At 64.1% G+C, this 24,561-nt stretch carries 22 protein-coding genes; 14 read left to right on the top strand and 8 right to left on the bottom strand.

What is annotated here, in order from left to right; genetic code table 11:
- Nucleotides 1–61 precede the first annotated feature (61 nt).
- From M4J39_RS10520 to M4J39_RS10510, 3 genes are all read right to left on the bottom strand, one after another.
- Entirely contained in the window at nt 62–682 is a 621-nt protein-coding gene (locus M4J39_RS10520; protein WP_251727794.1) for a 2,3-bisphosphoglycerate-dependent phosphoglycerate mutase, read from the bottom strand.
- 106 nt (nt 683–788) lie between these two features.
- Nucleotides 789–1,601 carry a 4-hydroxy-tetrahydrodipicolinate reductase gene (gene dapB, locus M4J39_RS10515; RefSeq protein ID WP_251727793.1) on the bottom strand — a complete coding sequence of 271 codons (813 nt, stop codon included), beginning with the start codon at nt 1,599–1,601 and terminating at the stop codon, nt 789–791.
- Between the two features lie 138 nt (nt 1,602–1,739).
- A complete protein-coding gene (locus M4J39_RS10510; protein WP_251727792.1) occupies nt 1,740–2,495 on the bottom strand; it encodes a carboxylesterase in 756 nt (251 codons plus the stop codon).
- Nucleotides 2,496–2,814: 319 nt separating this feature from the next.
- Between M4J39_RS10510 and infC the strand changes: the two genes are divergently transcribed.
- The 5 genes from infC to pheT all read left to right on the top strand — a co-directional run bounded on the left by infC (nt 2,815) and on the right by pheT (nt 8,041).
- On the top strand, nt 2,815–3,351 hold the full coding sequence (infC, locus tag M4J39_RS10505) for a translation initiation factor IF-3 (protein WP_251727984.1): 537 nt from the start codon (nt 2,815–2,817) through the stop codon (nt 3,349–3,351).
- A gap of 353 nt (nt 3,352–3,704) precedes the next feature.
- Nucleotides 3,705–3,905, top strand: coding sequence for a 50S ribosomal protein L35 (gene rpmI / locus M4J39_RS10500; protein WP_026789928.1), 201 nt, complete (start codon nt 3,705–3,707; stop codon nt 3,903–3,905).
- A 43-nt stretch (nt 3,906–3,948) separates the two neighbouring features.
- On the top strand, nt 3,949–4,311 hold the full coding sequence (gene rplT / locus M4J39_RS10495) for a 50S ribosomal protein L20 (RefSeq protein WP_100080005.1): 363 nt from the start codon (nt 3,949–3,951) through the stop codon (nt 4,309–4,311).
- Nucleotides 4,312–4,461: 150 nt separating this feature from the next.
- Entirely contained in the window at nt 4,462–5,544 is a 1,083-nt protein-coding gene (gene pheS, locus M4J39_RS10490) for a phenylalanine--tRNA ligase subunit alpha (RefSeq protein ID WP_251727791.1), read from the top strand.
- An 82-nt stretch (nt 5,545–5,626) separates the two neighbouring features.
- On the top strand, nt 5,627–8,041 hold the full coding sequence (gene pheT / locus M4J39_RS10485) for a phenylalanine--tRNA ligase subunit beta (protein WP_251727790.1): 2,415 nt from the start codon (nt 5,627–5,629) through the stop codon (nt 8,039–8,041).
- 52 nt (nt 8,042–8,093) lie between these two features.
- Here the strand turns inward: pheT and mepA are convergent, their stop codons facing one another.
- Complete coding sequence (gene mepA / locus M4J39_RS10480; RefSeq protein ID WP_251727789.1) at nt 8,094–8,945, bottom strand: penicillin-insensitive murein endopeptidase; 852 nt, start codon at nt 8,943–8,945, stop codon at nt 8,094–8,096.
- A gap of 115 nt (nt 8,946–9,060) precedes the next feature.
- Entirely contained in the window at nt 9,061–10,935 is a 1,875-nt protein-coding gene (locus M4J39_RS10475; protein ID WP_251727788.1) for a hypothetical protein, read from the bottom strand.
- 131 nt (nt 10,936–11,066) lie between these two features.
- Here M4J39_RS10475 and M4J39_RS10470 point away from each other — a divergent pair, with 131 nt between their 5' ends.
- Together M4J39_RS10470 and M4J39_RS10465 are read left to right on the top strand one after the other, a co-directional pair.
- Nucleotides 11,067–12,131 carry a glycosyltransferase gene (locus M4J39_RS10470; protein WP_251727787.1) on the top strand — a complete coding sequence of 355 codons (1,065 nt, stop codon included), beginning with the start codon at nt 11,067–11,069 and terminating at the stop codon, nt 12,129–12,131.
- The gene (locus M4J39_RS10465; RefSeq protein WP_251727786.1) at nt 12,097–12,534 is read left to right on the top strand and encodes a GtrA family protein; all 438 of its coding nucleotides are present in this window, start codon (nt 12,097–12,099) and stop codon (nt 12,532–12,534) included. The genes M4J39_RS10470 and M4J39_RS10465 overlap by 35 nt, the downstream gene beginning before the upstream one ends.
- Here M4J39_RS10465 and M4J39_RS10460 read toward each other — a convergent pair.
- Nucleotides 12,522–13,397 (bottom strand): GNAT family N-acetyltransferase, encoded by an 876-nt coding sequence (locus M4J39_RS10460; RefSeq protein ID WP_371875440.1) that lies wholly within the window; start codon nt 13,395–13,397, stop codon nt 12,522–12,524. The two genes, M4J39_RS10465 and M4J39_RS10460, sit on opposite strands and share 13 nt — an antisense overlap.
- A 219-nt stretch (nt 13,398–13,616) precedes the next feature.
- Here M4J39_RS10460 and M4J39_RS10455 point away from each other — a divergent pair, with 219 nt between their 5' ends.
- The 5 genes from M4J39_RS10455 to M4J39_RS10435 all read left to right on the top strand — a co-directional run bounded on the left by M4J39_RS10455 (nt 13,617) and on the right by M4J39_RS10435 (nt 20,430).
- Complete coding sequence (locus M4J39_RS10455; RefSeq protein WP_251727784.1) at nt 13,617–14,690, top strand: glycosyltransferase family 2 protein; 1,074 nt, start codon at nt 13,617–13,619, stop codon at nt 14,688–14,690.
- On the top strand, nt 14,635–16,371 hold the full coding sequence (locus tag M4J39_RS10450) for a hypothetical protein (protein ID WP_251727783.1): 1,737 nt from the start codon (nt 14,635–14,637) through the stop codon (nt 16,369–16,371). Before M4J39_RS10455 ends, M4J39_RS10450 begins: the two co-directional genes overlap by 56 nt.
- A 216-nt stretch (nt 16,372–16,587) precedes the next feature.
- Entirely contained in the window at nt 16,588–18,486 is a 1,899-nt protein-coding gene (dnaK, locus tag M4J39_RS10445) for a molecular chaperone DnaK (protein WP_251727782.1), read from the top strand.
- Between the two features lie 109 nt (nt 18,487–18,595).
- Nucleotides 18,596–19,726 (top strand): molecular chaperone DnaJ, encoded by a 1,131-nt coding sequence (gene dnaJ / locus M4J39_RS10440; protein WP_251727781.1) that lies wholly within the window; start codon nt 18,596–18,598, stop codon nt 19,724–19,726.
- 77 nt (nt 19,727–19,803) lie between these two features.
- The gene (locus tag M4J39_RS10435; RefSeq protein ID WP_251727780.1) at nt 19,804–20,430 is read left to right on the top strand and encodes a class I SAM-dependent methyltransferase; all 627 of its coding nucleotides are present in this window, start codon (nt 19,804–19,806) and stop codon (nt 20,428–20,430) included.
- A gap of 12 nt (nt 20,431–20,442) precedes the next feature.
- Here M4J39_RS10435 and M4J39_RS22910 read toward each other — a convergent pair whose 3' ends face one another.
- The gene (locus M4J39_RS22910) at nt 20,443–20,973 is read right to left on the bottom strand and encodes a MarR family transcriptional regulator (RefSeq protein ID WP_251727779.1); all 531 of its coding nucleotides are present in this window, start codon (nt 20,971–20,973) and stop codon (nt 20,443–20,445) included.
- 243 nt (nt 20,974–21,216) lie between these two features.
- On the opposite strand from M4J39_RS22910, the gene lepA reads away from it, so the two are divergent.
- The gene (gene lepA / locus M4J39_RS10425; RefSeq protein ID WP_251727778.1) at nt 21,217–23,022 is read left to right on the top strand and encodes a translation elongation factor 4; all 1,806 of its coding nucleotides are present in this window, start codon (nt 21,217–21,219) and stop codon (nt 23,020–23,022) included.
- A gap of 271 nt (nt 23,023–23,293) precedes the next feature.
- Here lepA and grpE read toward each other — a convergent pair whose 3' ends face one another.
- A complete protein-coding gene (gene grpE / locus M4J39_RS10420) occupies nt 23,294–23,917 on the bottom strand; it encodes a nucleotide exchange factor GrpE (protein ID WP_251727777.1) in 624 nt (207 codons plus the stop codon).
- A gap of 222 nt (nt 23,918–24,139) precedes the next feature.
- Here grpE and M4J39_RS10415 point away from each other — a divergent pair, with 222 nt between their 5' ends.
- Entirely contained in the window at nt 24,140–24,550 is a 411-nt protein-coding gene (locus M4J39_RS10415) for a GFA family protein (protein ID WP_251727776.1), read from the top strand.
- The last annotated feature ends 11 nt before the right edge of the window (nt 24,551–24,561 follow it).

Raw genomic sequence — 24,561 nt, 5'->3', positions numbered from 1 at the left:
AAAGAAAGCGCCGCGATGGGGAACCATCGCGGCGCTGAACTTTTCTCAGAGGGGGCGGAAATCAGGCCGCCAGCACCTTCTTGGACTTGATCGAGCCATCTTCGTTGAGCTCGTAGACGATCGGCTCTCCGGTGTTCAGCTCGCGAGCGACGATCTCGTCGCCGGTGAGCTTCTCAAGGTCCATGATGATCGAGCGCAGCGAGTTGCCGTGGGCGGCGACCAGCACGTTCTCGCCCTTCAGCACGCGCGGCAGGATCTCGGCGTTGAAATAGGGCAGCGTGCGCTCGGCGGTATTCTTCAGGCTCTCGCCGCCCGGAGGCGGAACGTCGAACGAACGGCGCCAAATATGCACCTGCTCCTCGCCCCACTTGGCGCGGGCGTCGTCCTTGTTGAGGCCGGTCAGTTCGCCGTAGTCGCGCTCGTTGAGGGCCTGGTCGCGGATGGTCTCGAGGTCGGGCTGGCCAACTTCGCCGAGGATCAGGCGCAGCGTGTGCTGGGCGCGCGTCAGAACCGAGGTGTAGGCGACGTCATACTTGTAGCCGAGGGCCTTGAGGCGGGTACCGGCGGCGGTGGCTTCCTTGACGCCCTGGGCGGTGAGGTCGGGATCCTTCCAGCCGGTGAACAGGTTGAGCAGGTTCCACTCGGACTGGCCGTGGCGGACGAGGACCAGAATGCGGCTCATGGGCTTTTCTCCAGTTGATCGCTTCGTTACGTGCCGGAACCGACCGTCGGTCCCGGATCTTTCTGCAGCCGACCACGCCTCCCCCAGGAAGCGGGGACGGGATTGGTCAATCCTTGAGGCCGAGGACGTCGGCCATGTCGTAGCGGCCCGGCTTTCGGCCGCGCGCCCAGAGCGCGGCACGAACCGCCCCCTTGGCAAACTGCACCCGATCCTCGGCCACGTGCCTCAGCTCCAGCCGCTCGCCGGCGCCGGCGAGGTAGACGGTATGCTCTCCGACGACCGAGCCACCGCGCAGCGTGGCAAAGCCGATGGCGCCTTGCGGACGCGGACCGGTGTAGCCGTCGCGGGAGCGGACGGCGTAATCGTCGAGCTTGATGTCGCGGCCGCGCGCGGCGGCTTCGCCGAGCAGAAGCGCCGTGCCGGACGGCGCGTCTACCTTGTGGCGATGGTGCATTTCCAGGATCTCGATGTCGAAATCCGGCCCGAGGGCCTTGGCGGCCCGCTCGACCAATACCGCCAGAAGGTTGACGCCAACGCTCATGTTGCCGGATTTGACCACGGTCGCATGCCGAGCAGCGGCGTCGATCTTCGCGTCGTCGTCCGCCGAGCAGCCGGTGGTACCGATGACGTGGACGATGCGCGCCTGGGCCGCCAGTTCGGCAAACTCGATCGTGGAGGCCGGGCTCGTGAAATCGAGAATGCCTTCGGCACCGACCACCGCGGCCAGCGGGTCCGTCGTCAAGGGAACGCCGATCTCGCCGATGCCCGCCAACGCGCCGGCATCCTCTCCGATCAGCGGACTGCCTTCCCGCTCGATGGCCGCATGGACCGCAACACCCGCCGTCTCGGAGATGATGCGTACCAGCGTACGCCCCATGCGTCCGCCAGCGCCAACCACAACGAGCTTCATGTCCGACATGTCCGACCTCGCGGTTCAGGGGAGAACACCGTTGCCATGGCGGCCTTCTATCACGCGAGAGCCGCGTGGTAATCCTTTAGTCGCAAAAAAGCCTCGGGATCATGCTGGAAAAAACGCGTATTGGCGCGGATTTCAGCGTCACTCTTCGGTCACGCGGCCGACGGCATCGAGGATAAGGGCGATATCGGACGGCCGCGACAGCCGATGGTCGCCATCTTTCACCAACGTCAGAACCACGTCGTCGTCGACGAGGCGGTCGACGATGCGCCTCGCGTGAGCATGCGGCACCGAGGTATCGGCAATACCCTGGATGATGATGACCGGCACGCCGAGGCGAAGCGGCGCATCAAGAAGGTTGTGCCTGGCGCCATCGCGGAAGAAATCGGCGGCAAGCCTGTAGGCCGGGCTGCCGTACTCGCCGGGAAGCTCGATGGTTTCACCGGCCTCGATGCAGGCGCGCGCCTCTGGAGGCAACGCCGGATAGAACAGTTTCTCGGTGAAATCGGGAGCCGGTGCGACGAGAACCACACCTTTGAGACCGACCGGTTGCTCTCGGGCGAGCAGCAACGCCATCCAACCGCCCATGGACGAGCCGACGAGAATGAACTCAGGACCGGCCTCGGCGGCGACCACGGCCTTCGCTTCACCGAACCAGCGGCCGATCCGACCGTCCTCGAAGGAACCATCCGAACCGCCGTGGCCCGAATAGTCGAAGCGCACCACCTTGCGGCCGTGTTTGCGCCCCCAGGCCGCAACAGCCTCGGCCTTGGCGCCGGTCATGTCGGAGCGGAAGCCGCCGAGCCAGACGATCGTCGGGCCATCGCCATCGCTGACGAGACCGCGAATGATCCGGCCGTCGTCCGGCATGGTGACACTGATCGGCCGGTCCGCCATCTCTCCGCTCCTCGCATTCACTGTCGCGTCTTGCCGTCCTTCAGGACAATATGCCGCTTCTTTAGCCCATTTCCCCGCCGATTGGCGTGTGCGACCTTGACTTTTTCGCACTCTCCAACGATTTTCAGGCCGTTGTCCAGTTTGCGAGTCCGCGCTTCACAGCAAGATGTGGTTCGCCGTGAGGACAGCCGGTCATCCATGGGTGGCGCCCCTGTTTCAAAGGTGCGATCGGTTCGACGATCAAGGTCCTTGACATGGTCGGGCGTCGACATATCCCGAGGAATGACTGGTTCCATGAACTTCAGAGGAGTTGACAGCCATTCGTCGCCCGTTCCGAGCTACCGCCCCCGTCAAGGAAGGTCCACGCATCAATCGCGAAATCCGGGTCCCTCAGGTCCAGTTGATCGGCGAGGAAGGTGACAACCTCGGCGTCGTCGCGATCGCCGATGCCCTGGCTGCCGCCGCCGAGGCCGGTCTCGACCTTGTCGAGATTTCCCCGAATTCGACGCCTCCCGTCTGCAAGATCCTGGACTTCGGCAAGTACAAGTTCGAAGCCCAGAAGAAGGCGTCGGAAGCCCGCAAGAATCAGAAGATCGTCGAGATCAAGGAAGTCAAGCTCAGGCCCAACATCGACACGAACGACTACACCGTGAAGATGAAGAGCATGCTGCGCTTCTTCGAGGATGGCGACAAGGTCAAGGTGACGCTGCGTTTCCGCGGTCGCGAAATGGCCCACCAGGACCTCGGCTTCAAGCTGCTTCAGCAGGTGAAGGAAGAGACCGTAAGCGTTGCCAAGGTCGAGAGCGAGCCGCGCCTCGAAGGCCGCCAGATGGTCATGCTGCTCGCCCCGCGCTGAGAGCGACATCCCGTTTGAAAGGGCCCCGGCCGGTTCATCCGTGCCGGGGCTTTTTCTTTTAGAGCCGCATGTGGGCGCTGCAGCGCGAGTTTTGATGTGCCGCCTATCCTGCGCAAAAGGCGAATCCGCCTTGCATCGGCCGACCTTTTGGTCTAGAAGCCCAGCCACTTCAGGTCGCCCGGCGTGGAGACGGTTCTGCCGTGTCCAAGGGCATGCCGTGGCGACCGTGGAAGCTCAACCCTGGACAGACCGTCTTGGCCGCCGCGGAATCTCCGCGATTGCCGTGGGTCTTCCGGAAAGACAAGGTCAGCGAGAGCCCGCAAGGGATCTCCAAACACTCGGAAACGAGCAAAATGCCCAAGATGAAGACGAAGTCGGGCGCCAAGAAGCGCTTCAAGGTGACGGCCAGTGGCCACATCAAGTCCGCTCAGGCCGGCAAGCGCCATGGCATGATCAAGCGGACCACCAAGTTTATCCGCAAGGCTCGCGGCACCACGGTGCTCTCAAAGCCGGATGAAATCATCATCAAGAAGAACTTCCTGCCCTACGCCTGATCCCGCGCGATCAAACGGCACTCACTATCGAGGAGACTGAATTATGGCGCGCGTCAAGCGGGGCGTAACGTCCCATGCCAAGCACAAGAAGGTTTTGGAAGCCGCCAAGGGCTACCGGGGCCGTCGCAAGAATACCATCAAGACCGCCAAGGCGGCTGTCGATCGCGCGATGCAGTATGCGACGCGTGACCGTCGGGCCAAGAAGCGCAACTTCCGCGCTCTGTGGATCCAGCGCATCAACGCCGCCGTTCGCGATGTCACGGGTGGCGAGCTGACCTACGCTCGCTTCATCGACCTCCTGGCCAAGGCCGGGATCGCCATCGACCGCAAGGTGCTGTCCGACCTCGCCATCAGCGAGCCGGCATCGTTTAAGGCCATCGTCGAGAAGGCCCAGGCTGCCGCCTAATTGGTGACAGCGCGGGGCCGATCGCCGATCGGCCGCCCCGACATTGCGAGAGCGGCGCGCCGATCGGTGCGCCGCTCTTTTCGTTTCCGGGATGCTTTCGCCGGTGAGACCGGCTAGAAGCCTGCCATCAGATCCGCCAGGACACGCGTCATGACCGATATCGAACAGCTCGAAGCCACCATTCTCGACGACATTCACGCCGCCAGCGACGAACCCGCCCTGGAGGGCGTGCGCGTCGCCACCCTCGGCAAGCAGGGATCGGTATCGGCGTTGCTCAAGACGCTCGGCGCCATGAGCCCGGACGAGCGGCGCACACGCGGCGCGGCGATCAATGCCTTGAAAGACCGGGTGGCCCTTGCCATCGCCGACCGCAAGGCCGTGCTCAAAGCCGCCGCGCTCGATGCCCGCCTCACCCGCGAGACCGTGGACATCTCGCTGCCCGTCCGCCCGGGTCCGCTCGCCGAGGGGCGCATTCACCCGGTAAGCCAGGTGATCGACGAGATCACCGCCATCTTCACCGACATGGGATTTGCCGTGGCCGAAGGGCCGGACATCGAGACCGACCATTATAACTTCACCGCGCTCAATTTCCCGCCGGACCACCCGGCGCGCGAGATGCACGACACCTTCTTCCTGAAGCCCAAAGAAGACGGCTCGCGCCTGCTGCTCAGGACCCACACCTCGCCGGTGCAGGTGCGCACCATGGAGACGCAGAAGCCGCCGATCCGCATCATCGCGCCCGGACGCACCTATCGCTGCGACAGCGACGCCACCCACACGCCGATGTTCCACCAGGTGGAGGGGCTTGTCATCGACGAGACGACGCACTTCGGCCATCTCAAGTGGGTGCTGGAGGAGTTCCTGAAGGCCTTCTTCGAGGTCGACGAAGTCAAGACGCGCTTCCGTCCGTCGTTCTTCCCGTTCACCGAGCCGTCGATGGAAGTCGATGTCGGCTGCCGTCGCTCGGGGTCGGAGATCCGCATCGGCGAGGGTGACGACTGGCTGGAGATCCTCGGCTGCGGCATGGTGCATCCCAATGTCATCCGCTCCGCCGGCCTCGATCCCGACGTCTACCAGGGCTTTGCCTTCGGCATGGGCATCGACCGCATCGCCATGCTGAAATACGGCATGCCCGACCTGCGCGCCTTCTTCGACGCCGATGCCCGCTGGCTGAAGCACTACGGCTTCCGTCCGCTCGACCTGCCGAGCCTCTACGGCGGCCTGACGGGGTGATGTCGGCGGCCCTTGCCGCGATGTTCCCCCGTCCGCACGCCGGACCAAGCCAATCAGAATTTCCGATTACGGATTTGCCAAAATGAAGTTCACCCTCAGCTGGCTGAAAGACCATCTCGAAACGGAAGCCTCGCTCGACGAAGTCGTCGAGGCGCTCACCATGGTGGGCCTCGAGGTGGAGGAGGTTTCCGATCCGTCGGCGCCGCTCAAGCCTTTCGTCGTCGCCAAGATCGTCACCGCCGACAAGCACCCCAATGCCGACAAGCTGAAGCTGCTGTCGGTCGATGCCGGCAAGGGGCCGGTGCAGGTGGTGTGCGGCGCGCCGAACGCGCGAGCGGGCCTCAAGGGCGTGTTCGCCCTGCCCGGCGTCGTCATTCCAGCCACCGGCGACGTTCTGGAGGTCGGCACCATTCGCGGCGTCGAAAGCCGTGGCATGATGTGCTCGGAGCGCGAACTCGGCCTTTCCGACGAGCACAACGGCATCATCGAGCTGCCCGAAGACGCTCCGGTTGGCGTGTCGTTCGCCGACTATCGCGGCGGCGCCGATCCGGTGATCGACATCTCCATCACGCCCAACCGGCCCGACTGCCTGGGCGTTCGCGGCATCGCGCGCGATCTCGCGGCGCGTGGCCTCGGCAAGCTGAAGCCCGATCCGCTCGCGCCGGTTCCGGGCACGTTCCCTTCGCCGGTGCCGATTGCACTGACATTCGATGGCGACGACACGCCCTGTCCGGTGTTCGCCGGCCGGGTGGTGCGCGGCCTCAAGAACGGTCCGTCGCCCAAGTGGCTGCAGGACCGCCTCAAGGCAATCGGCCTGCGACCGATTTCCGCGCTGGTCGACATCACCAACTACATCACCTTCGACCGGGGACGGCCGCTGCATGTCTATGATGCCGACAAGCTGACCGGCACCATCCACGCCCGTCTCGGCAAGTCCGGCGAAAGCCTGCTGGCTCTCGACGGCAAGACCTACGCGGTCGACGACAGCATGTGCGTCATCGCCGACGACGCGGCGGTGCTCGGCCTCGGCGGCGTGATGGGTGGCGAGACCACCGGTTCGACAGAGGCCACCACGTCCGTCTTCATCGAAAGCGCCTTCTTCGATGCCGGGCGGACGGCCCGGACCGGTCGCCGGCTGGGCCTCAACTCAGACGCCCGCTTCCGCTTCGAGCGCGGCATCGATCCCGGCTTCGTCGTCGCCGGCCTCGAACTCGCGACGCGAATGGTGCTCGACCTCTGTGGCGGCGACGCTTCGGAAGTCGTCGTGGCCGGCAAGGAGCCGCTTCTCAACAAGGTCATCGACTTCCCCCTCTCCGAGGTGAAGCGCCTGTCCGGTCTCGAACTTCCGGCCGATACCATCACCGGCACGCTCGAGAAGCTCGGTTTCTCGATGAGCGGGACCGGCAACAGCCGCTCGGTTGCCGTTCCGTCCTGGCGGCCGGACGTGCACGGCAAGGCCGACCTCGTCGAGGAGGTGGTGCGCATCGTCGGTCTCGATCAGGTAAAGGCGACGGCGCTGCCGCGCATCGCCTCGGTGTCCCAGAAGGTGCTGACGCCGCTGCAGATCCGCACCCGCCGCGCCAAGCGGACGCTGGCGGCGCGCGGCCTCGTCGAAGCCGTGACCTGGTCGTTCCTGGCCAAGCCCATCGCCGTGCTGTTCGGCGGCGGCGCGCCCGAACTCGAGCTCGCCAACCCGATCTCCGCCGACATGAGCGACATGCGCCCGAGCCTGATCCCCGGCCTCGTCGCGGCGGTCAAGCGGAACGCCGATCGAGGCCTTGCCGACCTCGCCCTGTTCGAGGTCGGTCAGGTGTTTGCCGGCGATCGCCCCCAGGATCAGAGCGTCGCAGCGACTGCAGTGCGCGAAGGTAGCGCCGGCCTTGCCGGTGCAGGCCGCCACTGGAACGGCTCGGCCGCCGCCGTGAGCGTCTACGATGCCAAGGCCGATGCGTTGGCGCTGCTCGATGCCCTTGGCGTCGACATCTCGCGCGTCCAGGTCGTCCGGTCCGCGCCGAGCTGGTTCCATCCGGGACGCTCTGGCAGCATCCAGCTCGGGCCGCAGACCGTGCTCGCCCATTTCGGTGAACTGCATCCGGCCGTCATCGAGGCACTGGACGCGGAGGGACCGATCGTTGCCGCCGAGGTGATCCTCGACCGCATCCCCGTGGCCAAGGCGAAGTCGGGCCGCAGCAAGCCGGCGCTTGCGCTCTCCGCCTTCATGCCGGTCAGCCGCGACTTCGCCTTCGTCGTCGACGACGGCGTCGAGGTGGCGAAGATCGTCAAGGCCGTGCAGGGCGCCGACAAGAAGCTGATCGGCGGCGTCGACGTGTTCGACATCTACAAGGGCGAGCACGTGGCCGCCGGGCAGAAATCGGTGGCCATCGCCGTGACGCTCATCCCGAGCGATCGCACGCTGACCGACGAAGATATCGAGAAGGTATCGAAGGCGATCGTCGCCGCGGTCCAGAAGGCGACCGGCGCAGCACTGCGCGGATAAGCACGCCAGCAGCCAACATCGCAAGGGCCGCGCAAGTCGCGGCCCTTTTTCGTTATTTGGCAACAAGAACCTGGGAGCACTCCGGCGGAAGATCCTTCAGGGTGATCTCCGGCGCCGGAGGCTTGGGCTTCGACGGCTTCGTCGGCTTGGGCGGCGGCGCGTACCAACTCTGAAGCTCGGCGCCGCAACCATCCCCGGACGGCGGAGCGGCCTGGGGCTTGCACGTAGGCGAGTTGGCCGGACAGGCCATCCGAACGTGGAAATGGAAGTCATGCCCCCACCAGGGCCGGACCTTGGACAGCCAGGCGCGGTCACTGCCAGCGCCTTCGCAGAGCGCCTTCTTGATGGCCCGGTTGACGAAGATGCGCTCCACCTCCGGCTGCTTTGCCGCCAGGCGAATGATGTTGAACTGACGCTGTGAAAACTTCTTGGGATCGACGGTCAGCTTGTCCGGAGCAAGCATCGACACAGCGCTCACCCGCTCCCTCTCGTCGTAGGTGAGTTCGCGCTTCGGCATCGGCGTCAGCCAGATGTCGGCATCGAGCCCGATCTGGTGGCTGGCGTGGCCCGACGACATCGGGCCGCCGCGCGGTTGCGACAGGTCGCCGACGAGGAGACCGTTCCAGCCGACCGCAGGCGCCTTGGACGCGAGGTGTTCGAGGAAACCGACCAGAACGGGATTGCCCCAGTTGCGATTGCGCGACAGGCGCATGACCTGCCAGGTCGGGCCATTGACGGGTAAGAGCGCCGCACCCGCGAGACAACCGCGCGAATAGGACCCGATGGAGCGGGCGGCAAGCGGCGCCGGATTCTCGACGGCACCGAACAGCTGCTTGGCCGGCGTCTCGGCGGCGGCCGGCAGGACGGTGGCTAGGAGGACGAGTGCGGCAAGACGAGAGAACATGGGCTATTCCGGCTTCGTTGACGGACCATGCTGCGCCCCTGCCGATTAACCGGAGATTAACCAAGCCGCAAAACGGAGCGGCATAGGCGGGCCCAGTCCAAGTCAGGAGCCCCCGTCAATCGCGGATCGATGGGCGAAGCCTCAGCATCGGCAGCGAACCGGTAACGTCGAGCCCAGACGGCCTTGCCGAAAAGATCATCCCGGCCGGCCCAGAGGCAACCTCGGCAAGCCAAGGCGGCCTTACGCCATCGATCAGGCGGGCTGCAAGTCCGTTCGGCGCGCGCTGGGCCATCTGGTTCAGCTCGGGATCGCCGGCACAGGCTGCAAGATAGGTGGCGCCGGTGGCCCGGAACGCGGCCTCGGGATCGGCGCCCGTAAAGACGGCATCGACAGCCAGGATGCCGTGGGCGCCACGATGATAGGGCGCCGCCAGCACGGCATGCGGGGTCGCCTTGAGCAGGAAGGCCCCGAAGTTCGATGTGGCCACGACGAGACCCGGCGCGCGCGAGCCGAGCACGTCGCCAAAGAAGGCACGGCAATCGGTCATGGTCGCAACATTGACCGCTTCTGCGTCCGGCTGGCCGGACAGGCGATCGACCGCCGTGACGAGAAGCATCCACAAAACCGGGACAGCAGCGAGCCAACTCCAGCGCTGGGCTATCGCGCGGGCGTCGTCACGCCCGGCCGTTGCCTTGATGGCCAGGGCCACGACGACGCCAACGGCTGCCGAAGCGACCACCTGAGCGCCAACGAGCGCGCGCAGCTGCAGCGCGCCGAGCAGGATCGAGCCACCGAGAATGGACAGCACGATGACGAAAGCCGGCCGGTCGGCGGACGGCATGCGGCGAAGCGCCCTCGCCCCCAGGACGAGAGCGGCGAACGGGGCGAAGTATGCCGGCATCACCAGTCCGGGCCGGTTCTCGAGCGTCGACAGAAAGCCTTGCGCCTCATCAATATGGTCCAGCCAGATCGGCCGAATGGCCGGATCAATATCGCCGTAGGGACCGGTAAGACAGGTCGGAAACAAAACGGCGGCCACAGCCACCAGGAGCGAAGCGACAGCGACCAACGCTCCGCCACGCATCAGGAGACCCGGAACACCATCGCCGTGGCCGCGAAGCAAGGCCGCCAGCGCAATCACGGCGCCGCCGCCGATGACCACCGGCAACAGGTAGGCAAAGGACAGCGCATCGCAGGCCGGCACCAACCAGCGCGAGGGAGGTATGGTCGCGGCGGCGACCAGCAGCGTGCCGGCGATCAAAGCGCCGGCAAACAGCATCAGACCGCGCCGCCAACGATCGGCATTGACGGTCCAGGCTATGGCGAGGCCGAGAATGGCCAGCAGGATGGCGGGTAGCGTCTCCATGCCGACCGCCAGGCTGACAGCCGCCGCAGCCCCGGCGGCGACCGGCCAGCGGCGGGCCTGGTCGGCCCGCACCAGCCCCATCAGGACGCAGGCGAGCAACACCGCCTGAACGTTGTGATGATCAAGGCTGCCGGGTGCAAATACGGCCTTCACCTGCGGCGACAGGAAGATCATCAGAAGCGTGACGAGACGGGCGGTCTCGCCGCCGAAACGACCGGCGACCGAGGCGAGCGCGAAGGCGAAGGGAATCACCAGCAGGACCGGCCAGACCGTGGCGGCAAAGAGTTCAGCCCCGGCACTACCGGCAAAAGGGGTTGCCGCGAGAACAATGGCGGCGATCGGCAAATCGACGAGGCGCGACCAGTGCATCAGCACGCCACCGGGTGGATCGAGCCGATGCTGCGTCAGGTCGAACCAATTCTGGCCGCCAAGAAAATCGCGCACTTCCACCAGTCGCATCATGGCGTCGGGATCGTCCCAGGCGGGGCCAAGGTCGGCGAGCCGATTGACCGCGACGAGTCCCACGACGAACAGTCCCAACGCGACAGCGAAGACCAACCGAGCGCGCAGGACGAAACCGAAGAGAACAGGTGCGGCGCCAAAGGCGCCTTGTTTGGAATTCATTGACCAAAGCCGACGACGGAACGCAGGAAAGCCCGGCACATGCGAAGCGTCGTTAGCTTTGCCTTAACACGATGGATAAAAGGTAAAGGCGGCGCACCGCCCGTCGCGGTCCGCATCCTCCGGATGGCACCATGACCGCAAGCGACAGCGCAACAGATTCCAACGCCGCCTTCCCGGGCCTCGACATCGCCGTGGTGCTTCCCTGCTACAACGAGGGGGCGACGATCCGAGCCGTCGTGCTCGGTTTCCGAACCGCTCTGCCGGAGGCCCGCATCTTCGTCTTCGACAACAACTCTTCCGACCGGACCGCCATTGAGGCGCGCGTGGCTGGCGCCGAGGTCGTCCGTGAAGGCCGGCAGGGTAAGGGGCATGTGGTTCGCCGCATGTTCGCCGATATTGACGCCGACATCTACGTCATGGCCGACGGCGACGGCACCTACGACCCTCGCGACGCCGTCGATCTCGTGCGGGCGTTGATCACCGAGCGGGCCGACATGGCCGTCGGCGTTCGCCGCAACGTCACCATCGATGCCGGTCGCTCCGGGCATGCCTTCGGCAATCGTCTTTTCAACGGCCTCTATCGCCGCCTGTTCGGCCCAGACTTCAGCGACGTGTTCTCCGGCTATCGCGCTTTCACGCGGCGTTTCGTCAAGAGTTTTCCCGCCGTATCGCACGGCTTCGAGATCGAGACCGAAATGGCGGTGCATGCCGGCCAGCTCCACATCCCCACGGTCGAATTGCCTCTCGACTACGGGCGCCGCGTCGAAGGCGCACCGTCCAAGCTGCGGACATTCCGCGACGGCTTCCGCATTCTCATGATGTTCGCCATGCTGGTGAAGGAAACGCGGCCGAGCCTGTTCTTCGGCGTGCTTTCGAGCCTTTTCGCAGTCGCCTCGCTCATCCTCGCCCTACCGGTCTTCGCGACCTATGTCGAGACCGGCCTGGTCCCGCGCTTGCCCACGGCCTTGCTGTCGACCGGTCTGATGATCCTCGCGGCGCTTCTGGCGACCGCCGGCCTGGTGCTCGACAGTCTCGCGCGCTTCCGCGTCGAGCAGAAGCGTATTCTCTACTTGTCGATTCCCTCGCTCCGTCCGACGGAGGAGCCGGCGGAAGCGGAAACGGCGGCGAACCTAGCTGTGCTCCGGGATCTTCTGCGTCGGATTGGCGATCGACCTGGCCGACGCAAGGCTGGCTGAGATGCTCCTCGTCGTCAGAAGGTTCGGCGGCTTCGCGATAGCGGGCCTCAGTGGCTTTGTCATCGACGCCGGCTTGACCGAGGCGCTGGCTGCGTTTGGTGTCAGCCCTTATCTGGGCCGTATCCTCGCAGTCGCCATAGCCATCACCGTCACCTATGCCATCAACCGCAACTTCACCTGGAAGGAACGGCGTGCCCGGGTATCCGGCCGGCGGGCGCGCTATCTTGCGGTATCGCTCGCTTCGATCGGCGCGAACTACCTAGTCTTTGCTGCGGTCCTGGCGCTCCTGCCTGGGCTACGGCCGGTGTTGGCCGTGGCTGCCGGCACCAGCGTCGGCATGGTGATGAACTTCGTCGGCTACTCGCGTTTCGTGTTCAAGACCGATGAGGATCAGGCGGCGTAGCGGCTGGCGTCGGCGCCGTAGTATTTGACGTAGCGTTCGGAGATGCGATCGACCGGCAGCACGATCATCACGTCGGTGGTCCCGAAGGGGCGATCGACGACGGCGCCGCGGCCGACCATGGCGCCAAGGCGGAGATAGCCCTTGATAAGCGGCGGCATTCCGGCGAGAGCGGCGCGCATATCCACCGCCTCGATCGGCAACCGGTTCATGGAAACGGCCCGTTCGGGTCGCGCTTCGACCAACCAGTCGGTGTCGGCCGAAGCATGGTGGTGCAGGAAGGACAGCGGCAAGGCGAGAGCGTTGGGATCGGTGCCTTCGAAGGAGGCGCAGCCTATCATGGCATCGACGCCGTTGTTCAACACGTAAGCCCAGATCCCCTGCCACAAGAGCTCGACGGTGCGCTTGCTGCGATAGGCCTTCATGACGCAGGATCGGCCGAGTTCGAGAAACTCCAAGCCGGCATGGCGGGCAAGGAGCGGCTCGATGGAAAACTCACCGGCAGTGTAGAAGCCGCTATGACGCTCGGCCACCTTCTGGCGGAGCAGTCGGTAGGTGCCGACGATGCGAGGCCGGGCCCGGCGGAATGGCCGGATTTCGACATCGTCGTGATCGAGCACGAGCAGATGGTCGCAGTAACGGTCGAACGCATCGGCATCGCGGCGGCGCAAGAGAGTGCGCGGGTCGGCGGTCGCCTGCATCTCTCCATAGAAAACGCGGTAACGAAGCGCCTGGGCGGCGCGAACCTCGCCGGCGGAGCGGGCAAGCCGAACTTCAAGCGCCCCCATGCGACCGAGCGTCGCGCCCCCGTCCGTTAGGTTGAGCCTCGCTTGTGTCGCTGGGAAAGTGCTGGGAAGTCCGAACATCGTGAGCCCTCCGCCAAGATGCATAGCCACCATCACATCCTTGCAGCGAGGATAGTGACATTTCGCCGACGGTCTCGTGACAATTTGTTCATCAAACGGCGGCATGCCGCCCCTCACGTCCAAGTTGGCCGGAAGCCTCGTCAGGAGAGAGCAGCCTTAATCAAGGATTGAGAAGTCGCTGCTATCATAAACCTTCAGCGCCTCGACCTTGAGCACATCATGAACGACCGCCTCGTCTCGCCCCGCCTATCCATTGTCGTACCCTGCTTCAACGAACAGGACGGGCTTGATGAGTTCGTGCGGCGAATGGTTCTTGCTGCCACCGAAGCGGTTGGGCAGGATTATGAAATCATCGCTGTCGATGACGGATCTTCCGACGCAACCTGGGACCTGATCACCGCCCACTCATGCGATCTGCCCAATCTCATCGGGGTGCGGCTGATGCGCAATTACGGTCACCAGATGGCGGCCACTGCCGGCTTGTCGGTCGCGCGGGGCGAACGTGTCCTGCTTATCGACGCAGACCTTCAAGATCCGCCAGAACTTTTGCTCTTGATGACACCAATCATGGATCGAGGAGCCGATGTCGTCTATGGCCAACGCAGCAGCCGCGCCGGAGAAACACGCTTCAAACTGGTGACCGCAGCCGCATTCTATCGTCTTCTTGGTCGTCTCACGTCGGTCCCCATTCCCAAGGACGCTGGTGACTTCCGGCTGATGAGCCGTAGAGTCGTCGACATCCTTCTCGCCATGCCGGAACGCGACCGGTTTATTCGAGGCATGGTCAGTTGGGTCGGTGGTCGGCAAGTTGCGTTGCCCTACGAACGAGACGCTCGCTTTGCCGGCGAAACGAAATATCCTTTGCGGAAGATGGTTCGCTTCGCGCTGGACGCCATCACAAGTTTCTCGACGGTGCCCCTGCGTATCGCAACTTGGGTGGGCTTCCTTTCCGCTGTGATCGCCGTCGCCCTCGTGGGCTACACACTGGTTCAGTGGTTCGCCGGTCACACTGTTGCAGGCTGGTCCAGTTTGATGGCGACAGTTGCCGGGTTCTTTTCGATCCAGTTCATTGGCATGGGCATAATGGGCGAGTATCTCGGCCGCCTTGTCGAGGAAGCCAAGCAGCGACCAATGTTCGCCGTGGACTCCGTCAGTCGGGGAGGCGTCAGCCGCCCGCTCGAACTGATGACCGCAAACATGCGCCCGTCGGAGCGAAGAGCTGCCGTGGAGCGGGCAATTGGCGTTGAACCTGACCTTCATACACATGACGACCGGACCGGAACGCGTGATTAAGGAACAGTCTGCCCTGCCTCGCGCGCAGCTTCCGTACAACTCCCTGCTTATGCACTCCGGGTTCTATGTTGCGCTCTTCGTTCTGGCGGTGGCGGTGCTCGTTGCGATCTTTCGCGTTCCCCCGATACTCGACTATCCAAATCATCTTGCTCGAATCTTCCTGCTGGCCGGCGGTCTCGATCAGCCATTCTTAAGCAGCGCTTACGCAGTGGACTGGAGTCAGGCTCGCACCAACATTGGAATAGACCTTCTGGCTTATTGGCTAGGTCCGCTCATCGGACCGGAAGTGCTGGCTCGGTCGCTTCTCTTTTTGGCCATTGTCCTACCGCCGCTCGGGGCCATCATGCTCAATCGGGCGCTGTTCGGCAAAGATCATCCCTTCCAAATAGCGATCCTGTTTCTCGCATGGTCGACCACGCTCATCGGGGGATTCATCAACTTCCAGATAGGCCTCGGTCTTGCCTTCCTGTTTGCGCTCCTTGATCTGCGAGTCGGCCAACGTCGGCTCCTGTTCATCAGTTTGTGGCGAGCCGTCGCCTGCTTCGTGTTGACATTGGACCATGTTTTCGCGGCCGGATTTTACCTAGTGCTGTCGGCGGGCCTTGAGTTGCCGCGGCATTTTCGTGACTTCGCCAACCGCCGTAAACTTGGTGCGGCAGCGTCGCGGATCGTCCTTGCGGGAGTCGTCGGTTTGGCGCCGATTGTCGCTCTCGTCTTCAGCGCCAAGGGGCTTCCCGGGGATGGCCAAGCAGTAAATCTCACCTGGAATACCCCGCTTCTCGCTCTCTCCAACTTCCTCAGCGCGATCACATCGTATTCTACGCCTCTAGACGTCGCCTTGTTCGTACCGATCGCCTTGATAATCGTCGAAGCGCGCAGTCGGCACAAAATCGCCGTTCACTTCGGTCTTCTCATTTCGGTCTCCTTCCTTTTCGTTCTGTCGTTGCTGGCGCCGCGCCATGCGATGGGGACGGGCTGGATCAGTTGGCGCTTTCCAATTATGACCCTGCTCGCGGGGGCAGCGGCGGTGCGTCCTTTTCCGGACGCTCACGGGTCGATGCGTCGGTGGTTGATCGGGGCCACCGCCAGTGCAGTGTTTGCAAGGACCCTTGCCGTTGCTGTCTTCTGGTGGCAGGGCGAACAAGATGTCACCGCCGTTCAGCGCGCTATCGCCGCATTGCCGCCGAATAGCAGTGTTCTTCCCGTGGCCCACCAACACCCAAACCCGACGGCCTGGCTCCATGCCAGCCGATCCTTCTTCTGGGGTCAGGACACCATCCGGCACTTGCCAACACTCGCCACGTCTCAAAGGGGGGCATTTGTGCCAACCCTGTTCACGGCCACCGGCAAACAGCCTCTCGTCGTCACTGACAAATTTCGCGATATTTCGGTGCCGGAAGGCAATCTGGTTTCTACCGGAGCGCTCCTTTGTGAAAGCGTGAGGAATGCATACCTGCCCTTCGCGCCCTATCTTGCGGACTGGAGAGACCGCTTCGATTACGTTTTGGTCGTCAACGCCGACTATCCCGACCGGTATGTCGGATCGGTCATGCCAGACGGGTTGACTAGAATTTCCGATGCCGGTTTTGCCGCTCTTTACGCCGTCGACAAAACGACTCCAGCCCCTCCGCCCGTTGAGAAGCCGCTGTGCCCCAGCCCCGATGCTCTCGATGACAAATGACGAGCTCGCGGAAGAAGCCTTCTTTTCTCGCTGCAACCGTCCTTTGCGCAGCATCCAGCTTCTTGCGCCGCCTTCGCCGGCAACCTATATACCGGCCGAATTCGGGGAGTTCCCCGGTCAGCATTCAAGGTAAAAACGGGGACCGGCCGGGAATCCGGCGTTTAGCCGAATGCCTCGCAAGGGGGTTCGGACGGTCTGCCTGAACGGAGTGACGAAATGGGCAAGGTTATCGGCATCGATCTCGGGACGACCAATTCCTGCGTCGCCATCATGGACGGCAAGAATGCCAAGGTGATCGAGAATTCTGAGGGCGCACGCACCACGCCGTCGATCGTCGCCTTCGCCGACGGCGGAGAGCGCCTGGTCGGCCAGCCGGCCAAGCGGCAGGCGGTCACCAACCCCGAGAACACCATCTTCGCGGTGAAGCGCCTGATCGGCCGCCGGTTCGAGGATCCGATGGTGGCCAAGGACAAGGATCTTGTGCCTTACGCCATCGTCAAGGGCGACAATGGCGACGCCTGGGTGAATGCCGACGGCAAGAAATACTCGCCCTCGCAGATCTCGGCCATGACGCTGGCCAAGATGAAGGAGACGGCCGAAGCCTATCTCGGCACCAGCGTGACGCAGGCCGTCATCACCGTGCCCGCCTATTTCAACGACGCTCAGCGTCAGGCCACCAAGGACGCCGGCAAGATCGCCGGCCTTGAAGTGCTGCGAATCATCAACGAGCCGACGGCCGCCGCTCTCGCCTACGGCCTCGACAAGTCCGACCACTCCAAGACCATCGCCGTCTACGACCTCGGCGGCGGCACCTTCGATATCTCGATCCTGGAGATCGGCGACGGCGTGTTCGAGGTGAAGTCCACCAACGGCGACACCTTCCTCGGCGGTGAAGACTTCGACATGCGGCTCGTCAACTATCTGGCCGACGAGTTCAAGAAGGAACAGGGCATCGACCTGCGCGGCGACAAGCTGGCGCTCCAGCGTCTGAAGGAAGCCGCCGAAAAGGCCAAGATCGAGCTGTCCTCCTCGGCCCAGACCGAGATCAACCTGCCGTTCATCACCGCCGACGCCAAGGGTCCCAAGCATCTGACGCTGAAGCTTACCCGCGCCAAGTTCGAGGCTCTGGTCGATGATCTGGTCCAGAAGACCGTCGAGCCCTGCAAGGCGGCCCTCAAGGACGCCGGCCTCAGCGCCGGACAGATCGACGAGGTGGTGCTGGTCGGCGGCATGACGCGCATGCCGAAGGTGCAGGAAACCGTCAAGCAGTTCTTCGGCCGCGAGCCGCACAAGGGCGTCAACCCGGATGAGGTGGTCGCCATTGGCGCCGCCATCCAGGCCGGCGTCCTCGCCGGCGAGGTCAAGGACGTCCTCCTGCTCGACGTGACGCCGCTATCGCTCGGAATCGAGACGCTGGGTGGCGTGTTCACACGCCTCATCGACCGCAACACGACCATCCCCACCAAGAAGAGCCAGGTGTTCTCGACCGCCGAGGACAGCCAGAGCGCGGTGACCATCCGCGTCTTCCAGGGCGAGCGCGAGATGGCGGCCGACAACAAGCTGCTCGGCCAGTTCGATCTCGTCGGCCTGCCGCCGGCGCCGCGCGGCGTGCCGCAGATCGAAGTCACCTTCGACATCGACGCCAACGGCATCGTCAACGTGTCGGCCAAGGACAAGGGCACCGGCAAGGAGCAGCAGATCCGCATCCAGGCGTCGGGCGGTCTTTCCGACGCCGACATCGACAAGATGGTCAAGGATGCCGAGGCCAATGCCGCCGCCGACAAGGAGCGCCGCGAGGCGGTCGAAGCGCGGAACCATGGTGAGGCGCTGATCCATTCGACCGAGAAGTCGCTTGCCGACTATGGAGACAAGGTCTCGTCTTCGGACAAGTCGATCATCGAAAGCGCCATTGCCGACCTCAAGGCGGTGATCGATTCGAACGACGCCGAGGATATCAAGGCCAAGACCAATGCCCTCGCCCAGGCGGCCATGAAGCTTGGCGAGGCTATGTATGCCGCCCAGCAGGGTGGCGCCGAGGAGAAGCCGAGCACCGAGGGTGACGATGTCCTCGATGCCGACTTCGAAGAGGTCAAGGACGACAAGAAGAACGGCTGAGGCCGAGCTTCCTGCGCATCCGGCTCTCCGGTCGAGTAACCGGGGAGCCGCTTCCTGTTGAGAGCGGGCGGAGACGTGCCGCCCAGGGTTCTCCACCTCGGGACAGACGATGGCCAAACGCGATTATTACGACGTGCTGGGCGTTCCCCGCGACGCCGACGAGAAGACGCTGAAGAGCGCCTTTCGCAAGCTCGCCATGCAGTTGCATCCGGACAAGAATCCGGGTGATGCCACCGCAGAGGTCCGTTTCAAGGAAGCCAACGAGGCCTACGAGGTCCTGAAGGATCCTCAGAAGAAGGCCGCCTACGACCGCTTCGGCCACGCCGCATTCGAAAATGGCATGGGTGGCCGCGGCGCCGATCCCGGGTTCGGCGCCTCGATGGCCGACATTTTCGACGACATTTTCGGCGAGTTCATGAGCGGCGGCCGACGCAGCCGGCCGAACGGACGCGAGCGGGGCGCGGATCTGCGCTACAACCTCGACGTCACGCTGGAAGAAGCCTTTGCCGGCAAGACCGTCGAGATCCACGTTCCCACGTCGATCACCTGCGTCAAGTGTTCAGGCACTGGCGCCAAGCCGGGAACCAGCCCCCAGACCTGCCGCACGTGCGGCGGCAGCGGCAAGGTCAGGGCAAGCCAGGGCTTCTTCACCATCGAGCGTACCTGTCCCACCTGCCAGGGACGCGGCGAGACTATCGCCAACCCCTGCGACGCCTGCTCGGGCACCGGTCGCACGACGCAGGAACGGACGCTGTCGGTCAACATCCCGGCTGGCATCGAGGACGGAACCCGCATCCGTCTTTCGGGCGAAGGCGAAGCCGGCTTGAGGGGTGGCCCGGCCGGCGACCTCTACATCTTCATCTCTCTTCGGCCGCACGCCTTCTTCCAGCGCGACGGCGCCGATCTCCACTGTCGCGTGCCGATCTCGATGACCACGGCCGCGCTGGGTGGCGAGTTCGAAGTCCCCACCATCGAAGGCGGCAAGACCAAGGTTCGCGTGCCCGAGGGTACCCAGACCGGCAAGCAGTTCCGGCTCAAGTCGAAGGGCATGCCCGTGCTGCGTTCGCGCGATGTCGGCGACATGTACATCAATGTCACGGTCGAAACACCGCAACGCCTCACACGCCGTCAGCGCGAGCTGCTTGAGGAGTTCGAACGCGAATCTTCGGGCGAGAACAATCCAGAGTCGGCTGGCTTCTTTGCCCGCGTGCGCGATTTCTTTGACAACCTGGGCGGTTGAGCCCACTGTCAAAATCCCGGCATGTGACGCCCGAGCTGCGGCCCGCAACGTCTGCACGCCGAACTGGGGAGTGGAGAATGTTCGTGCACCGTTGGCGGGACGAGGCCGTCGCCGAAGCAAAGCGCGTGCGTTGCCAGTATTCGGACGACCTGAAGTTCTTGAAGAGCTGGGCCGCAAAGCCGCTGACGACCGGTGCCGTAAGTCCCTCGGGGCGATGGCTTGCCCGCGCCATGGCCGGCGTCGTCGACCCTTCCTGGGACGGAACGGTGATCGAGCTGGGGCCGGGTACCGGCGCGGTCACAGCCGCCCTCCTCCAGCGCGGCATCGCACCCGAACGCCTGCTGGCCATAGAGTACAACCCCGACTTCGCCGAGCATATCCGGAGCCGTTTTCCAGGCATTGGCGTCACTGTCGGCGATGCCTACCAGTTCGGCGAAACGGTGCGGCGCGCCAGCGTCGACAAGGTTGCGGCTATCGTCTCCTCGCTCCCCCTGTTCACGCAGCCTCCGCTTCGCCGACGCCAGCTGCTCGATGAGGGGATGATGGCCCTCGAGCCGGGGCGGCCCTTCATCCAGTTCTCTTATGCCCTCGTGCCGCCGGTTCCCGCCGAGGCCGGGAAATGGACCCTCGACGCCAGTGGGTGGATCGTCCGAAACCTGCCACCAGCCCGCGTCTGGACCTATCGCAAGGCAGGATTGGCGTAGCACGGCGGGCGATCAGGCGTCCTCGCAGGTCGCGGTGCCGTCAGGCGACGCCTCTTTGGTCTCGTCAAGGTTCTCGTCAAAGCAGCACGTGCAGCTGGACCGCGAACACATGCGGCACAAGCGGCGGCGATCATGACCGCGCGCGGCATGAGCGCGCAGCATTCGGTCGACGAGCCGGTCGAGAAGAACGCGCTCTTCTATGGACAGACAGGCGAGGAAGCCGTTGCTCTCGGCCAGGCGGTGATCCTGCAACCCCTCCGCCCGGCGCCGTCCGGCCGGCGTGATCTCCACCAACACCTCGCGTCCGACCCGGCGACGGCGATGCAGCAAGCCGTCGGCCTCCAGCCGATCGATGAGACGCACAGTGGCCGAATGGGTGAGACCGACAATGGCGGCCATCTCGCCAATGCTCGCCGGAGGGTTGTTGGCGGCGGTGATCAAGGCGGCGACAGCCGTCGGCGCCAGAGCGGCATCTCCGGAAATCGTCGCATCGGTAACGGCAAGCGACAGGGCGGCAAACTTGTTCGACAGATGCTTCTCCACGTATACCCCCGTCTCCCCGGCACCCGTACCTCTTTGCCAAGAGGTCTTCACGCCACCGAAAATTCGACCATTTCTCATTGATAAACGAAGGCCGCGACTGGCACCGCTCAGAAAAACACTTATCGCGTTCACGACATAAGTCGCGTCGGCCACGTTGCCGGATCACCGATGGCTCGGAAAACCTTGCTTCGGCCGAGTGTCAGGTGCTTGGCGGTGGAGCAGGGTAATGATATCTAGCCGGCCATGACGACAAAGCCGCTCTCCCACATCCGCAACTTAGCCATCATCGCTCATATCGATCATGGCAAGTCGACGCTTGCCGATCGCCTGATCCAGACGACGGGTACCGTCGCGCAGCGCGACATGAAGGAACAGATCCTCGACTCGATGGATATCGAGCGCGAGCGCGGCATCACCATCAAGGCCCAGACCGTCCGTCTCGCCTACAAGGCGGAGGACGGCGAGACCTACACGCTCAACCTGATGGACACGCCCGGCCACGTCGACTTCGCCTACGAGGTCAGCCGTTCGCTTGCTGCCTGCGAAGGGTCGCTGCTCGTGGTCGACGCCAGCCAGGGCGTCGAAGCGCAGACGCTGGCCAACGTCTACCAGGCCATCGACAACAACCACGAGATCGTGCCGATCCTCAACAAGGTCGACCTGCCGGCTGCCGAGCCCGAGAGGGTCAAGAGCCAGATCGAGGATGTGATCGGGCTGGATGCCTCCGACGCGGTGGAGATTTCCGCCAAGACCGGCCTCAACATCGAGGGTGTGCTGGAGGCGATCGTCAAGCGCCTGCCGCCGCCCCAGGGCGATCCGGAGGCGCCACTCAAGGCGATGCTGGTCGACAGCTGGTACGACGCCTATCTCGGCGTCATGGTGCTCGTGCGCATCATCGACGGCGAGCTGCAGAAGGGCATGAAGGTCAGAATGATGCGTACCGGCGCCGTCTACGAGATCGAGCGCGTCGGCTACATGACGCCCAAGCTCCAGCTCTGCGACAAGCTCACGACCGGAGAGGTCGGCGTCATCACCGCGTCGATCAAGGAAGTGGCCGACACCGCCGTCGGCGACACCATCACCGATGAGCGCCGGCAGACCGCCGAACCGCTGCCCGGCTTCCGACCGGCGCAGCCCGTCGTGTTCTGCGGCCTGTTCCCGGTCGACGCCGCCGACTTCGAGGATCTGCGCGCCGCCGTCGGCAAGCTGCGCCTCAACGACGCCAGCTTCTCCTTCGAGATGGAAACCTCTGCCGCCCTCGGCTTCGGCTTCCGCTGCGGCTTCCTCGGCCTCTTGCACCTCGAGATCATTCAGGAGCGCCTGGAACGCGAGTTCAATCTCGATCTGATCGCCACCGCGCCGTCGGTCATCTACAAGATGACGCTGACGGACGGCTCGGAGATCGAGCTTCACAATCCGGCCGACATGCCGGAAGTGACGCGCATTTCGGAGATCTCCGAGCCTTGGATCCGTGCCTCGATCATGACGCCGGACGACTATCTCGGCGCCATCCTGAAGCTTTGTCAGGACCGTCGCGGCATCCAGATCGATCTTTCCTACGTCGGCAGCCGGGCCATCGTGCAATACGATTTGCCGCTCAACGAAGTGGTGTTCGATTTCTACGATCGGTTGAAGTCGATCTCCAAGGGCTACGCCTCCTTCGACTATCACCTCAGCGACTATCGCGAGGGTGACCTCGTCAAGATGCAGATCCTCGTCAACGCCGAACCGGTCGATGCGCTGTCGGTGCTCGTCCACCGCAGCCAGGCGGAGCGTCGCGGCCGCGCCATGTGCGAGAAGCTGAAGGATCTCATTCCGCAGCACATGTTCCAGATCCCGATCCAGGCGGCGATCGGCGGCAAGATCATCGCCCGCGAAACCATCCGGGCCCTGAGAAAAGACGTGCTGGCCAAGTGCTACGGCGGCGACGTGACACGCAAGCGCAAGCTTCTGGACAAGCAGAAGGAAGGCAAGAAGCGGCTTCGCCAGTTCGGCAAGGTGGAAATTCCGCAGGAAGCCTTCATCGCCGCGCTCAAGATGGACGACTGAGCGAACACCGGCGGCGGGACTGCGCCCTTGGCGCGTCTGCCGCCGGGCTGGCAATGTCCCCCGCGCGCGACGCGGGGCCGTTCCGACATTGCCGCCCGAGGGCGACCATCCCCTCCTGGGGCCTGGTCCGACGCTAGACGCGATGGCGTTCAATTGCCAGCCCCTTTTACGTGAAAGCGCGTATAAGGGGGCCTCGAAGTCCAAACAACCTTGAGAAAAGGAAAAGGGCGCCCGCACGGACGCCCTTTCTTGTGTTCCGGCCGGCTTCGGCTCACACCGTCTTGTCGACCTTGTGGCCACTTTCGGCCGGCGTTTCGGTCTGAGGGGCGGCCTCCTCGGCAGGCGCCGCCTTCGGACCGCCACGACCCACGCCTACGAGAGCCGGCCGTAGAACGCGCTCGCCGATCTTGAAGCCGACCTGCATCACCTGCACCACAGTGCCGCTCGGCACGCTGGGATCTGGCACTTCGAACATTGCCTGGTGGAAGTTGGGGTCGAACTTCTCGCCAGCGGGATCGACGCGGCTGACGCCATGCTTTTCGAGCGCCTTCATCAGTTCGCGCTCGGTCAGTTCGACGCCCTCGACCAGGGAAATCAGCGCTTCGCCACCGGTCGCGCGCGCTTCGGCGTCGACGGCGGCGATGGCACGCGTCAGGTTGTCGGCAGCGCCGACGATATCGCGGGCGAAGTTAGTCACCGCATAGGTGCGGGCATCGGCGATCTCACGCTCGGTACGACGGCGAAGATTTTCCATGTCGGCGAGGGTGCGAAGAAGCTGATCCTTGAGATCGCCCGCCTCCTTCTCGAGGGCGGCGATACGCTGGAGCCCCTGGTCGACCACCGGGTCCAGTTCGGGAGCGGCCGGGTCGGGAGTCTGTGCTGTCTCGTCTGCCATCTTGTCCTCATACTATCTCAACGCGGCTGCCGCCGCCAAACGTGCCCCGGATTTGAGGGTTTCGGGCACGAAAATCAACCCTTGGCTCCGCTTTCCCCGCGCACTGACCTGCAAGTATGCTGCGGCAGAGCGACAATGTCAGTCCTAGCCGCGTGAGATGCCACGATTGGCCCTTACCATGCGAAGGATATCCGCCCCTCTGCCGAACGGGAACGAGATCGGATGATGCTGGAAACAAACCGCCTTCGGGGCGAATGCCTTTGCCGTCGGGTAGGCTATGAGGTCGACGACGCCTTCGAATATGCGATGAACTGTCATTGTTCGAACTGCCGCCGAGCCACCGGATCCGCCTTCAAGCCCTTCGCGGGCATCCGGGCGGATCGACTGGCCCTGGTGCGCGGCCAAGATGACGTCATGCGCTTCGGCGACGGCAACCACGATGTCCATTGCGCGCACTGCGGCTCCCTACTCTACTCGCAGGTCCGCGACGGGGCCTATCTGCATGTCACTCTTGGCACCTTGGTCGATCCACCGTCGATCAGGCCGACCGCGCATATCTTTGCCGGCTCCAAGGCATCTTGGTTCGAAATTTCGGACGCTCTGCCACAATTCGATGAGTTTCCAACCGACTGACAACCTCCTCG

The organism is Pleomorphomonas sp. NRK KF1 (genome assembly GCF_023721755.1).
GTDB lineage: Bacteria > Pseudomonadota > Alphaproteobacteria > Rhizobiales > Pleomorphomonadaceae > Pleomorphomonas.
This window is presented reverse-complemented; position numbering and strand designations above follow the sequence as displayed.

Coding starts and splice junctions, on each gene's coding strand:
- M4J39_RS10520 (WP_251727794.1), bottom strand. CDS start 682: ATGAGCCGCATTCTGGTCCTCGTCCGCCACGGCCAGTCCGAGTGGAAC.
- dapB (WP_251727793.1), bottom strand. CDS start 1,601: ATGTCGGACATGAAGCTCGTTGTGGTTGGCGCTGGCGGACGCATGGGG.
- M4J39_RS10510 (WP_251727792.1), bottom strand. CDS start 2,495: ATGGCGGACCGGCCGATCAGTGTCACCATGCCGGACGACGGCCGGATC.
- rpmI (WP_026789928.1), top strand. CDS start 3,705: ATGCCCAAGATGAAGACGAAGTCGGGCGCCAAGAAGCGCTTCAAGGTG.
- rplT (WP_100080005.1), top strand. CDS start 3,949: ATGGCGCGCGTCAAGCGGGGCGTAACGTCCCATGCCAAGCACAAGAAG.
- pheS (WP_251727791.1), top strand. CDS start 4,462: ATGACCGATATCGAACAGCTCGAAGCCACCATTCTCGACGACATTCAC.
- pheT (WP_251727790.1), top strand. CDS start 5,627: ATGAAGTTCACCCTCAGCTGGCTGAAAGACCATCTCGAAACGGAAGCC.
- mepA (WP_251727789.1), bottom strand. CDS start 8,945: ATGTTCTCTCGTCTTGCCGCACTCGTCCTCCTAGCCACCGTCCTGCCG.
- M4J39_RS10475 (WP_251727788.1), bottom strand. CDS start 10,935: ATGAATTCCAAACAAGGCGCCTTTGGCGCCGCACCTGTTCTCTTCGGT.
- M4J39_RS10470 (WP_251727787.1), top strand. CDS start 11,067: ATGACCGCAAGCGACAGCGCAACAGATTCCAACGCCGCCTTCCCGGGC.
- M4J39_RS10460 (WP_371875440.1), bottom strand. CDS start 13,397: ATGTTCGGACTTCCCAGCACTTTCCCAGCGACACAAGCGAGGCTCAAC.
- M4J39_RS10455 (WP_251727784.1), top strand. CDS start 13,617: ATGAACGACCGCCTCGTCTCGCCCCGCCTATCCATTGTCGTACCCTGC.
- dnaK (WP_251727782.1), top strand. CDS start 16,588: ATGGGCAAGGTTATCGGCATCGATCTCGGGACGACCAATTCCTGCGTC.
- dnaJ (WP_251727781.1), top strand. CDS start 18,596: ATGGCCAAACGCGATTATTACGACGTGCTGGGCGTTCCCCGCGACGCC.
- M4J39_RS10435 (WP_251727780.1), top strand. CDS start 19,804: ATGTTCGTGCACCGTTGGCGGGACGAGGCCGTCGCCGAAGCAAAGCGC.
- lepA (WP_251727778.1), top strand. CDS start 21,217: ATGACGACAAAGCCGCTCTCCCACATCCGCAACTTAGCCATCATCGCT.
- grpE (WP_251727777.1), bottom strand. CDS start 23,917: ATGGCAGACGAGACAGCACAGACTCCCGACCCGGCCGCTCCCGAACTG.
- M4J39_RS10415 (WP_251727776.1), top strand. CDS start 24,140: ATGATGCTGGAAACAAACCGCCTTCGGGGCGAATGCCTTTGCCGTCGG.